Source organism: Croceicoccus sp. YJ47 (assembly GCF_016745095.1).
Taxonomy (GTDB): domain Bacteria; phylum Pseudomonadota; class Alphaproteobacteria; order Sphingomonadales; family Sphingomonadaceae; genus Croceicoccus.
The window spans coordinates 1,264,764-1,277,168 of sequence record NZ_CP067087.1 but is presented as its reverse complement, the minus strand read 5'-3'; the positions used below and the strand labels follow the sequence as shown (position 1 = coordinate 1,277,168).

At 64.0% G+C, this 12,405-nt stretch carries 10 protein-coding genes and 1 pseudogene; 4 read left to right on the top strand and 7 right to left on the bottom strand.

The window, feature by feature from the left end; translation table 11 throughout:
* Positions 1-6 precede the first annotated feature (6 nt).
* From JD971_RS06260 to JD971_RS06245, 4 genes are read right to left on the bottom strand one after another with little or no spacing between them, the layout of a single operon-like run.
* A complete protein-coding gene (locus JD971_RS06260; protein ID WP_202086723.1) occupies positions 7-897 on the bottom strand; it encodes a CoA ester lyase in 891 nt (296 codons plus the stop codon).
* Positions 894-1,352 (bottom strand): MaoC family dehydratase, encoded by a 459-nt coding sequence (locus JD971_RS06255; protein ID WP_202086722.1) that lies wholly within the window; start codon positions 1,350-1,352, stop codon positions 894-896. The genes JD971_RS06260 and JD971_RS06255 overlap by 4 nt, the downstream gene beginning before the upstream one ends.
* A gap of 47 nt (positions 1,353-1,399) precedes the next feature.
* Positions 1,400-2,917: an AMP-binding protein gene (locus JD971_RS06250; RefSeq protein WP_202086721.1), complete on the bottom strand. Its 1,518-nt coding sequence runs from the start codon at positions 2,915-2,917 to the stop codon at positions 1,400-1,402.
* Positions 2,918-2,925: 8 nt separating this feature from the next.
* Complete coding sequence (locus tag JD971_RS06245; protein WP_202086719.1) at positions 2,926-3,855, bottom strand: 3-keto-5-aminohexanoate cleavage protein; 930 nt, start codon at positions 3,853-3,855, stop codon at positions 2,926-2,928.
* Between the two features lie 165 nt (positions 3,856-4,020).
* On the opposite strand from JD971_RS06245, the gene JD971_RS06240 reads away from it, so the two are divergent.
* Together JD971_RS06240 and JD971_RS06235 are read left to right on the top strand one after the other, a co-directional pair.
* A complete protein-coding gene (locus JD971_RS06240) occupies positions 4,021-4,767 on the top strand; it encodes an electron transfer flavoprotein subunit beta/FixA family protein (protein ID WP_202086718.1) in 747 nt (248 codons plus the stop codon).
* Positions 4,768-4,791: 24 nt separating this feature from the next.
* Positions 4,792-5,721, top strand: a complete 930-nt coding sequence (locus JD971_RS06235; RefSeq protein WP_202086717.1) for an electron transfer flavoprotein subunit alpha/FixB family protein — start codon at positions 4,792-4,794, stop codon at positions 5,719-5,721.
* Between the two features lie 549 nt (positions 5,722-6,270).
* Here the strand turns inward: JD971_RS06235 and JD971_RS06230 are convergent.
* Positions 6,271-8,631 carry a bifunctional diguanylate cyclase/phosphodiesterase gene (locus JD971_RS06230; protein ID WP_202086716.1) on the bottom strand — a complete coding sequence of 787 codons (2,361 nt, stop codon included), beginning with the start codon at positions 8,629-8,631 and terminating at the stop codon, positions 6,271-6,273.
* A 255-nt stretch (positions 8,632-8,886) separates the two neighbouring features.
* Between JD971_RS06230 and JD971_RS06225 the strand changes: the two genes are divergently transcribed.
* Together JD971_RS06225 and JD971_RS06220 are read left to right on the top strand one after the other, a co-directional pair.
* On the top strand, positions 8,887-10,638 hold the full coding sequence (locus JD971_RS06225; RefSeq protein WP_202086715.1) for a methyl-accepting chemotaxis protein: 1,752 nt from the start codon (positions 8,887-8,889) through the stop codon (positions 10,636-10,638).
* A gap of 135 nt (positions 10,639-10,773) precedes the next feature.
* A complete protein-coding gene (locus JD971_RS06220; protein ID WP_202086714.1) occupies positions 10,774-11,703 on the top strand; it encodes a TIGR00730 family Rossman fold protein in 930 nt (309 codons plus the stop codon).
* On the opposite strand, the gene JD971_RS17095 is transcribed toward JD971_RS06220, so the two are convergent.
* Both JD971_RS17095 and JD971_RS17090 read right to left on the bottom strand, forming a co-directional pair.
* A complete protein-coding gene (locus tag JD971_RS17095; protein WP_371809742.1) occupies positions 11,691-11,948 on the bottom strand; it encodes a bifunctional hydroxymethylpyrimidine kinase/phosphomethylpyrimidine kinase in 258 nt (85 codons plus the stop codon). The genes JD971_RS06220 and JD971_RS17095 overlap by 13 nt on opposite strands.
* Positions 11,949-12,097: 149 nt before the next feature.
* A pseudogene (locus JD971_RS17090) lies at positions 12,098-12,403 on the bottom strand (bifunctional hydroxymethylpyrimidine kinase/phosphomethylpyrimidine kinase); the annotation flags it as partial.
* Between the last annotated feature and the right edge of the window lie 2 nt (positions 12,404-12,405).

Sequence of the window (12,405 nt, the reverse complement as noted above, 5' to 3'; positions counted from 1 at the left end):
GAGGGGTCAGCAGCGCGCCTCGTACAGGGCGATGGTTCGCCGCGCCTGCTTCAGATGCGGGATGTCCAGCATTTTGCCATCGATACTCAACGTACCGGCGTCGGGTTCGGCGTCGAACGCCGACACCACCCGTCGGGCGAATTCGATTTCGGCTTCGGTGGGGACGAAAGCCGCGTTGATGATATCGACCTGGGCAGGATGTATCGCGATGCGGCCGGAAAACCCTTCGCCGCGTGCCGCTTCGCACGATCGCCGCAGGCCGTCTGTATCGCGGAAATCGACATGGAGCGTGTCGACAGCCTCGACGCCGGCGGCATGCGCGCCCAACAGGCATAGCGATCGCACCATGCGATAGGTGTTGGTCCAACGCCCGCTTGCATCGGTGTTGCCGCTTGCCCCCATCGCCGCGCTGAGGTCTTCGGCCCCCCAGGTCAGTCCGTAAAGGCGGGGCAGGCGGGCCTTTGCATACATGCCGAGCGTAAACGGCGCAGCAGGTGTTTCGGTCGCGACCGGCAGGATGCGGATCGAACCCGGCGTCAGCCCCGCGGCCGCCTCGAAGGCGTCGAGATAATGGCCGGCCCTCGCGACATCGTCGGGACCATCGACCTTGGGCAGCATGATCCCGTCCGGGTGTGCCGCGACGACCGCGCTCAGATCGGCCAATGCCGCATCGCTGTCGAGCGGATTGACGCGCACCCAGTATTGCGCCCGGCGCTGGCCGATTGGACGCCCTGCGATAAACGCGGGCACCATTTCGCGGGCCGCCTCCTTGCGCGCCGGAGCGACCGAATCCTCAAGATCGAGGATAAACGCGTCGGCGGCGGTGCTGTCGATCCTGGCGATCTTCTTCTCGCTGTCCCCGGGAATGAAAAGGAAGGATCGAAGGGGGACCGTCATGCAGCCTCCGGATTTTTGAGCTGCAACCCCGAACGTTTGCAGGACGCGACCAACTCGTCCTTCTGATTGAAAGCGCGGTGGAGGAACGTCACGATGCCGGCATTCGGGCGCGACTGTGATTCGCGCAATTCGATTATTTCGGTCGTCACGTGGATCGTGTCGCCGTGAAACAGCGGATTGGGAAACCGCACCTCATCCCAACCGAGGTTGGCGACCGCGGTACCCAGCGTCGTGTCACCGACCGATATGCCGACCATCAGACCGAGTGTGAAAGCGGAGTTCACGACCCGCTGTCCGAAGGCCGTGCCCTTCATATATTCCTCGTCAAGGTGAAGAAGGGCGGGATTATGCGTCATCGCCGTGAAGAGCACATTGTCGGTTTCGGTGATCGTGCGGCGGATCGGATGTTCGAACATCATGCCGATTTCGAGTTCGTCAAACCATTTGCCAGCCATTGTCGGCCATCCTTTCGAATTACTCGGTAGATTGATTCATGGTCGTATCAGCGCACGTCCTGCTTCCGGTCGGAAAGGGCCGCTTGCCCGTAGCGTTCGCGCAGGACCCGTTTCAGCAGCTTGCCCGTTTCGTTCCGAGGCATCTCGTGCGTCAGGACGATGCGCCGGGGAATCTTGATCGACGACAATCGCTCGCGCGCGAACGCGCCGAGCGTATCGACAAGAGCGCTCTCGTCTGGCCGGTGAGGCACGACGATGGCGCACACGATCTGGCCGAGATCCGCATCGGGAATGCCGATAACCGCCACTTCGCTGACACCGGGATGGAGTTCGAGCGCAGCCTCGACTTCCCTGGGATAGACATTGACCCCGCCCGACAGGATGAGATCGTCCCGGCGATCGCTGATGTAGAGATAGCCATCCTCATCGACATGCCCGATGTCGCCATATCCGGTGTAGCCTTGCGGCGTGGCATTGTCGGCATGGCCCCCATCGGGCAGCGTGTAGCGAAACGGGACGCCCCCCTCGAAGTGGATGGCTCCCATTTCGCCCGGCGGACGTGTTCGCGAGAGATCGTCGGGGTCGAGAATATGGATTGCGCCCGCAATGGAGCGACCGACCGAGCCGGGCCGTTCAAGCCATTCTTCTACCGAAATATAAGTCACCCCGGCATTTTCGGTGCCGCCGTAATATTCGTGCACGATCGGTCCCCACCAATCGATCATCGCCCGCTTGACCGTCAGGGGGCACGGGGCCGCGGCATGCAGCGCCGCTTGCATCGACGACGTGTCGTATCGGTCGCGGACATCCTCGGGCAGGGACAGCATTCGCCGGAACATGGTCGGGACCCACTGGCTGTGGGTCACCTTATATCGCTCGATGGCTGCCAGCGCCTCCTCCGGATCGAAGCGGGGCATCACCACAACCGTTCCGCCCGCTTCGAGCACGCGGTTCAGGAAGCGTCCGGTTGCGTGATAAAGCGGGCTCGCGGACAGATAAACGGTATTCTCGTCATAGCCGAAAATGGCCCGCATGCGATGTTCGAGCGGCGGCAAGCTGGTGTCATCCGCTCCGGTCAGCGGCCTGCGAATGCCTTTTGGCCGCCCTGTCGTGCCCGATGAGTAGATCATCTCGCGGCCACACAGCGTCGCTGCGGTGCTGTCGAATATCAGCTCCGGATCCAGGTCGCGTGCGCGGAAGACGGGCACATGCCCGCCCGCGGCGCTGGCGGCAAGATCCTCCATGTCGGGGCTCGCGACGAGCAGGCTCGCCGCGCTGTCGTCGAGGATGTATTGTATTTCTGTCGGCAGAAGGCGCGTGCCGACCGGAACGTACCAGACGCCTGCGCGCCGCGCGCCCCACCACCATTCGACGACGGACAGATCATTGTCGAACAGCAACGCGATCGTTTCGCCTTCCGCGATATCCTGCTGCCGAAGCGTTGCGGCGACGGCATCGGCATGCGCGTCCAGTTCGGCAAAGGTCAGGCGCTTGCGCCCGTCTGCCATGACAAGCGCGGTCTTCTGGCCGTGGCTCTCGGCGGCGCGGGACAGGGCGTCTCCCATGATCGCCGTCAGATCTCGGTCCGGTCCGCACCCTTGAGGTCAAGGATGGCGCGCGCCTCGTCGGGCGTTGCAATGGACAGGCCCATGCCCTCGATAATCTGGCGGACGAGCCGGACCTGCTGTGCATTGGTTTCGGCCAGCGTGCCGGGCCCGGCCCAGAGCGAATCTTCAAGCCCCACGCGAACATTGCCGCCCATCGACGCCGCCATCGATGCAATGGCCATCTGCCGTGCACCGGCACCCAGTACCGACCATTCATATTGGTCGCCGAAGAGCCGGTCGGCCGTGCGTTTCATATGCATCACATCGTCGGGATGGCTGCCGATTCCACCGAGAATCCCGAAGCAGGTCTGAATGAAGAGAGGTGCCTTCACCAGGCCGCGATCCAGGAAATATTTGAGATTGTACAAATGGCTGGTGTCGTAGCATTCGAACTCGAAACGCGTTCCCTTGGGGGAAAGCGTGGCGAGCAGATGCTCGATATCCGCATAGGTATTCTTGAACACCAGGTCGCGCGACGCGTCGAGCGCAGCCGGCTCCCACTCGTATTTCCAGTCCTTGTATCTCTCCAGCATCGGGAACAGGCCAAAACCCATGGTCCCCATGTTGAGCGAGGCGACTTCCGGCGCGAACCGATCGGCGGGCCGTATGCGTTCCTGTACCGTCATCGACGGGTGGCCGCCCGTCGTGAGATTGAGCACGGCATCGCTGCGCTGATGGATGACCTTCAGGAAAGGTTCGAATAGATCAGGGTTCTGATCCGGTCGCCCATCCTCGGGATTGCGGGCGTGCAGATGAATGATCGCGGCGCCGGCCTCTGCGGCGCCGATCGCCGATTCCGCGATTTCCTCTGCCGAAATCGGAAGATGGGGCGACATGCTGGGCGTGTGGATTGCGCCCGTGACCGCGCAGCTGATGATAACTTTGCCCTTGGCCATATCTCTCCTCGCTCCCGTTCATGATGACGGGTGTGTCCAACCGTTTGCGTATAGTTAGCATGCGAACGTCTTTAGGCAAGCCCCGCGAAGCCAGCAAAACTTGGATTGCAAAAGCAGTACGCATCATTACGATACGCGTGAGCATATTGTCGCGGAGAGATGTCCATGAAAGCACTGGTCCCGGTAAAGCGGGTGATCGATTACAATGTGAAGCCGCGCGTGAAGGCGGATGGCTCGGGTGTTGATCTTGCGAATGTGAAGATGAGCATGAACCCGTTCGACGAGATCGCGGTGGAAGAAGCGATCCGGTTGAGGGAAGCAGGCGCCGTCAGCGAGATCGTGGCGGTGAGCATCGGCCCGGCCAAGGCGCAGGAAACGCTGCGCACGGCGCTGGCGATGGGCGCGGACAGCGCGATCCTGATCGAGACCGACGAGGAAGTCGAACCGCTTGCCGTGGCCAAGATCCTCAAAGCTGTGGCGGCGGACGTCGAACCCGGCCTCGTCATCCTGGGCAAGCAGGCGATCGACGACGACAGCAACCAGACGGGTCAGATGCTCGCCGCGCTGCTGGAATGGCCGCAGGGCACCTTCGCCAGCAAGGTCGAGATGGACGGCGACCACGTGAAGGTGACGCGCGAGGTGGATGGCGGGCTGGAAACGGTGCGCCTGTCGACCCCCGCGATCGTCACGACGGATTTGCGCCTGAACGAGCCGCGCTATGCATCGCTCCCGAACATCATGAAGGCCAAGAAGAAGCCGCTCGAGACGAAGGCACCGGTCGATTACGGCATCGACATCGCGCCCCGGCTGAAGACGCTGAACGTGTCCGAACCGCCGGTGCGACAGGCCGGCGTCAAGGTCGCCGATGTCGATGAGCTGGTCGCCAGGCTGAAGGCCATGGGCGCCGCGTAAGCGATCCCGGGAAGGAAAGAAATCATGAAGACCCTTGTTTATGTCGATCACGACAATGCGCATCTGGGCGATGCGACGCTCGCCACGGTCACCGCGGCATCGAAGCTGGGCGAGGTCCACCTGCTCGTCGCCGGGGCGGGTTGCGGCGCCGTCGCCGACACCGCGAGCACGATCGCGGGTGTGGCCAGGGTTCATCTCGCGGACGATGCCGCCTACGAACATCAGCTGGCCGAGAATGTCGCGCCGTTGATTGCGGCCCTGATGGATCACCACGACGCCGTGCTGTTCCCCGCCACGACGACCGGGAAGAATATCGCGCCGCGCGTTGCGGCGATGCTCGACGTGATGCAGATCAGCGACATATTGTCGGTGGAAGGCGAGAAAATCTTCACCCGCCCGATCTATGCCGGCAACGCCATCGCCACGGTCGAGAGTACCGATACCAGGCTGGTGATCACCGTGCGCGGCACCGCTTTCGACAAGGCGGAAGCGACGGGCGGAAATGCCGAAATAGAAGCGGTGGCCAGCACTGGCGACACGGGCAAATCGCGCTTCGTATCCGCCGAACTGGCCGAGAGCGAACGGCCCGAACTGACCAGTGCGAAGATTATCGTCTCGGGCGGCCGCGCACTCAAGGACGGCGAGACGTTCGAGAGCATCATCATGCCGCTTGCCGACAAGCTGGGCGCGGGCGTGGGCGCAAGCCGGGCCGCGGTCGACGCAGGCTACGTCCCCAATGATTATCAGGTCGGGCAGACCGGCAAGATCGTCGCGCCCGAAATCTATTTCGCCATCGGCATATCGGGCGCGATTCAGCACCTTGCCGGCATGAAGGATTCAAAGACCATCATCGCCATCAACAAGGACGAGGACGCGCCCATCTTTCAAGTCGCCGACATCGGTCTCGTCGCCGATCTGTATAATGCGGTGCCCGAGTTGACCGGGAAGCTGTGAGGTGAGAACGAACGGCAATTGCAAACAGCACGCCATCACCGTGATCGCGCGGTGCATTGCGCGCTTTGATAAGGGGGATCGGTGGCGTAGCCTCACATGCCCTTCATGGAGGAGGCTAGCGGCGCGGTCTGTTTTATAGGGCGATGCGATTTGGGCTGATGCAACGGACATTGTGCCCGATTACCTGCTATCCACAATACCGGCGGCTCATCCCCGCCGTCCTTGCCGTCTCTCGATCGCATCGACTGGCCATACTTGTTCTCGAGGGGGGCAGGGCTGAGCCCGCGCCATCATGTGTTGTGTTCGCGATACTGCCGCGCCGTTCCGGCATGATGCCAAGGCCGATATTGGCGATCTGCCGCTCGATTTTAAGCAGCGTGCGGCTGATACCGGAGCGCTGCTTTTCCTGATTTTTGACGGGGAGCAAGCGGCGCAGCCTCCATGGGTCGGGAATTGCGTCCGGGGTCACGATGATCGGACCCAATGCGGCATCGCCGTCCCGCCATGCGGAAATGCGGCGCGCGAGGCCCGGCGTTCCGCCGTGCCCGGTCAAAGCCCGGACAGGGCAGGCCGCCGCGATTCGAGCAGCGCGGGCAGGTCCCGCTCGTCCACCGCGGCCGAAAACAGGAACCCCTGCAACGTGTTGCACCCGGCCAGTTGCAGGAAAGCCCTCTGCTCCGACGTTTCCACCCCTTCGGCGATCACCGACACGTCCAGCGCCTGTCCAAGCGAGATGACCGTTTCGATGATGGCACCGGCCTGTACATCCTGTCCCAGCCGGGCGACGAAGCTGCGGTCGATCTTGATGCGATCGACATGGAACCGGCTGAGATAGTTGAGGCTCGAAAAACCGGTCCCGAAATCGTCGATGGCGAGGCGGAATCCAGCCTTGCGCAATGCGGCCAGCGTGCTCCTGATCGATTCGTCGGTGTCGAGGAACATCGTCTCGGTGATTTCCAGTTCGATCTGCGCCGGGGAGACGCCCGCCTCGCAAACGGCGGCGGTGACCTGGCTTGCGAAGCCCGGCGCCCGCAATTGCACGGGGGAGACGTTGACGGCAAAGCCGAGCCGCGGCCATGCGCGCGCCACCCGGCAGGTTTCCTTCAGAACCCACATGCCGAGCGGGAGAATGAGCCCGCAATCCTCCGCCACGGGGATGAACGCGTCCGGCGCGAGTTCACCGAGCGTCGGATGGGTCCAGCGCACCAGCGCCTCGAACCCGGCAAGGCGTCCGGCCTCGGCGGTATATTGCGGCTGAAACTGGACATAGAGGCCCTCGTCGCCGGTGAGCACCTTGCGCAGGTCCTCCTCGATCCGGAGGCGGCGCAACATCGTCCGGTCCATGTCCGCACTGAACACCCGGCAACCGTCGCGGCCCTGCTCCTTGGCACGATACATCGCGATGTCGGCACGGCGCAGCAATTCGGTGCGCGCCACCGCCTGCCTCGGCGCGAGCGCGATGCCGATGCTCCCGCCGATATGCACGGTCGAGCCGATGATCGAAAACGGCTCGCGCAGCTGTTCGAGCGCGGCCTCGGCAATGGCCACCGCCTCCGGTCCGCCCGGTCCCGCAGGCAGGCAGATCGCGAACTCGTCCCCGCCCAGCCGCGCCACCATGCCGTTCGAAGGGGTTACGGCGAACAGCCGCTCCCCGACCTGTTCGATCAACCGGTCGCCGGCGAGGTGACCCAGCGTGTCGTTGACCTGCTTGAACCTGTCGAGATCGACCAGCATGACCGCCGGTCCTTCGCCGCCGTGATGCGCCGACAACGCCCGGTCGACGAAATCCATGAAGGCGGTACGATTGGGCAGTCCGGTGAGCGAATCGTGAAGCGCGAGGTAATTCGCCTGCGCCTCCTTCGCCTGCAATTCGGTATGCGCGGCGGAGATTTCGCCGATCAGTTTCGCGTCCCGCGCCATCAACCGCCCGATCCCGGCCAGCAGCAGAGTCAGCAGCACGGCCATCGCGGCCAGCGCGGCGATGACGCGCCCGCGAATCGATTTGAGGATGGCGCGCCCCGGCATCTGCGGCCGCCACGTAAAATAGCCGATCGGCTCTCCGGTGGAGGATTTAAGCCGCAGGCTGAGCGTTCCGGAACCGGGCAGATCCGGGCGAGGGGTCACGCGTGCCCCCTCGATCATGCCGAAATCGGCGAGGCTCTTGCGCAGACCGGAATTGAGAAAGCGCACGCTGACAAGCAGGGGCTCGGTTCCGGCATCGGCCTCGTTCCAGTAGGAGCTGGGGAACATGCGCATGACGCTCACCGCCGCCGCGCGCCCGTCGATCTTTGCAAGATCGGTGGCGTGGATCGCATATTCGGACGTACGGACCGTGCTGTCGGGATGAAGCGCGTGCCCGTCGAGCCGGTCATGCACGGATGGCGGGCGCGGCCCGATCCCGCGCGCCGAATCCACGAGCGGGGCAAGATCGGCGGCGACCTTGCGGTAGCTGTCCGCATCCGAACGCTTGCCATCGACCATGGCAAAGAGCGGTTCGTTCCGGGCATTGAGGATGTAGATCGAATCGTGGCCGAAGGTATGGTGCAGCCATATTCCGACATTATCCTCGATCCAGTCGAGATCGGGGTCGGGCTTGCGCGCCTCTTCCCAGGCCGGATCCCAGATCGCAACGCCGCCCTGCGTCTGCGCAAGTTCGTCGAGCACGCCGGCGATCGTCGCGCGCACTTCGCGAACCTGCCGGTCGCGCATGGCCTGATCGCTTTGCCGGACGGTGGTCTGCAAGCTCCACGCCGAAAAAAGCAGGACGATGAGCGCAAAGACCACCGAGGGCGCGACGACGAAGGTCACGAAACGGAGTGCGAGCCGGGAATCGAATGCGGACGGTAGCGAGACGCGCCCGATCCGTTTCTTCAGGGCCCGAACCCATTGCCGACCATCATTGAACACCATGGAGGAGAACCTTGCGAACGGCCCCCGTTTTGCGGGGCGCGGCATGGACCCGTGCATTTCCATGAATGCCCACGTCCGACGTGCATGCGGTCATCGGCCACAACGCTTTAAGATATGGTGCATCGCGACATAGGGCCTGCGATCGGGCCATGCCCGCCGCGCCGCGATGGCTAACCAAAATCGCGCGTCCCACACGTATGTCTGCGTAATCGCGCCTGCTTCGTTTTTACATGATTGCGCATCACAACGCCGCCCATGACAATTCGCAGAAAACTTACCGCGTGCCTCGCTGGCCTCATCCTCATCATTGCGGCGATGGCGACGCTGTCCCTGTTGACCATGGCGAATACGACCGCCGCGTTCGAAACGATCGTCACGGACCGCGTGGCGGCGGTCGGCGATCTCAAGGTCGTGGCGGACAAATACGCGGTGGACATCGTCGATGCCACGCACAAGGCGCGCAGCGGCAGCCTCACCTATGCCGAGGCGGGCCGGCAAATCGCGTCCGGCCGTGCCGAAATCGGCGAGCGCTGGACCAATTACCGCTCGACCCGCCTGACCGAGACCGAAGCCGACATGGTCGAGCAGACGCAGGTCCGCATGACCGCGGCCGATGCGCGGCTCGACACGCTGCAATCGATTCTGCAACGCGGTGATGCCGATGCGCTGCGGCAATTTGCCCGGGAAGATCTCTATCCCGCCATCGACCCCGTGTCCGAACATATCAGCGCCCTCGTCGAATTGCAGATCGACGTTGCGGAATCCACCGGCGCGCAGGAAATCGAGCATGCCTATTTCATGCGCAACCTGATGATCGCACTGGTCGTTGTTGCCGGCGCCATCGGCCTTGCCGCGATCGCCACGGTTCGCACCCAGGTAGTCGGCCCGATACAGCGGCTCGCCCTTACCATTCGCGGGCTCGCCGCATCGAAGGGCGAAGCGGAAGTGCCGCATCTCGATCAGCGTGACGAGATCGGCGATATCGCCCGCGCGGTCGATAGTTTCCGCGAGGCCGTCGTCGATGCGGAACGGGAAAAGGCGCGCGCCTCCGCCGATGCGACCGAAGTGCTGGCCGAACATCTGTCCAGCCTCGCCGCCGGCGACCTCACCTGCACCATCGATCGCGAGCTTCCCGAAGCCTATGCCCAGATCAGGCACGATTTCAACGCCGCCGTCACGGAACTTGCCGCGACCATCGGTTCGGTCAGCGACAGCGTTTCCGAATTCAGGGTCGGTGCAGGCGAAGTGTCGCAGGCATCCGACGACCTTGCGCAGCGTACCGAACGCCAGGCGGCCAGCCTGGAGGAAACATCGGCCGCGTTGCGCCAGCTGACCGAAACCGTGCGCAAGACCGCCGAAGATGCCGAAAAGGCAAGCACCGCGGTCGCCGATGCCAAGGACGACGCAGGGCGCGGCGGCACCGTCGTGACACGCACCGTCGCGGCGATGGAGCGGCTGGAAACCACGTCGGTCGAGATTTCGGCCATCATCTCTGTCATCGACGGCATCGCGTTTCAGACAAACCTTCTGGCGCTCAACGCCGGGGTCGAGGCGGCGCGTGCCGGCGATGCGGGGCGCGGTTTCGCGGTCGTCGCATCCGAGGTTCGTGCCCTGGCGCAACGCTCCGCAGAGGCGGCGCAGGACGTCAAATCCCGCATCAACGCGACCGCCGGGCAGGTGCAGGAAAGCGTCACCCTCGTCGGCGAAACCGGGCAATCGCTCAAACGCATCATCGACCGCATCGCGCAGATCAGCACGCTGATCGAGGATATCGCGGGTGCCGCCAACATGCAGTCCGATGGCCTGTCCCAGATCAGCAGTGCGGTGACCGAAATGGACGGCGTGACGCAGCAGAACGCCGCCATGGTCGAGCAGGCGACCGCCGCCGCCCGCCAGCTCACCAGCGAAGCCAGCTCGCTTGCAGAAGAAATCGGCAAGTTCAAGATGGAGCGTACGCCGCGGCGGGCGCACGCTCTCACGCCCGGAACGATGCGTTTCGCGGCATAGGCCGGCGCGGCGGGGCGGTTTCTCCCGGCGGCGGAGCACAATCCCGCCCGCTCCGGCTTGCGTCTGGCGCCCCGGCCCCTATCTGGGCTGGCTATTCCATACGGGATGCGCCCGGCGCAGGAGAGGGAACCGAGAATGACCGAACGCAAAGATCCGCCCACCGAACCGGGCGTTCCCGGCCCGCATGGCGAGCCGTCCAATCCCGACCGCTCGCTCACCCCGCGCAAATTCTACAAGGCGGAACAGGAGGCGGCCTTTTCGGACGCCTCGCCGCAGCATACGCCCCAAACGCGGCATCCGGCGTACAAGCTGGCGTTCCGCGATACCGATTTCCTCCTGCGCGAGGATCTGCGCCCCGTCCGGTTTCAGCTGGAGCTGCTGAAGGCGGAAACCATGCTCGAGGAAGCGGGCGTCGGCTCTACGCTCGTCATCTACGGTTCGGCGCGCATTCCCTCGCCCGAAGAGGCCGATCTGCTGAAGGATGCGACCGAAACGGACGACCGCCAGGCCAAGACGGTCGAGAAGCTGATCGAGAAGGCGAAATTCTATACCGAGGCGCGCAAGCTCGCCTTCCTCGCGAGTTCCGCCGCGGTGATCGAGGATGGCAAGCGTCAGTTCGTCGTGACATCGGGCGGCGGCCCGTCGATCATGGAGGCCGCCAATCGCGGGGCGCAGGATGCGGGCGCGGAATCGATCGGCCTCAATATCGTCCTGCCGCACGAACAGGCGCCCAACGAATATGTGACGCCGCGCCTCTCGTTTCAATTTCACTATTTCGCGCTGCGCAAGATGCATTTCCTGCTGCGTGCGCGGGCGGTGGCGGTGTTCCCCGGCGGGTTCGGCACGTTCGACGAATTCTTCGAATTGCTGACCCTCATTCAGACCGGCAAGATGAAGCCGATCCCGATCCTGCTCTTCGGCAAGGATTTCTGGACCCGCGTCGTCAATTTCGAGGCGCTGGCCGAGGAAGGCGTGATCTCGGCCAAGGATCTGAAGCTGTTCCGCATCGTCGAAACCGCGGATGAGGCGTGGGACCGCGTCACCCGCTTCTATCAGCTGCCGTAGGCCAAACCCTGATCCCCGATGGGGCGTGTGGCGTCGAACGGCACGCCCCCCATCGCATGGCCCAACGGCCCGCCCCCGTGGCCAAGGCCCGGCACATGCGCGATCGCCTGCTCGACAAAGCGGATCGCCCGCCCCGTCGCGGCGCGCAGGTCCATCCCCGCGCCCAGCCCCGCGGCAATCCCGCTCGCCAGCGTACAGCCGGTGCCGTGGGTGTGGCGCGTGTCGATGCGGGGCGACACGAACACGGTTTCGCAGCCGCTCTCGACCAGCCGGTTTTCGATTTTAGGCCCGGCCGCATGCCCCCCTTGATCAGCAGCGCGCGGGTCTTTTCGCGCAGCACGGCCTCCCCGCCCAGAGCCTCCAGCTCGGGCAGGTTCGGGGTGGTCAGCGCGGCGAGAGCCATCAACCGTTCAAACCCGGCAATCGTCTCCGCATCGGCGAGCACCGCCCCGCTCGTCGCGACCATGACCGGGTCGAACACGATCGGCACGCGCAGCGTTTCGAGCAGGTCGGCGACCGCATGGGCAATGTCGGGCGCGCCGAGCATGCCGATCTTCACAGCGTCGACGCCAATATCCGCGATGCAGCTTTGTGCCTGCGTCACGACGAAATCGGCAGGCAGCATGTGAACGCCCTGCACCCCTTGCGTATTCTGAGCGGTGACGGCGGTGATCGCGGTCATCGGATGCGCGCCAAGCATGG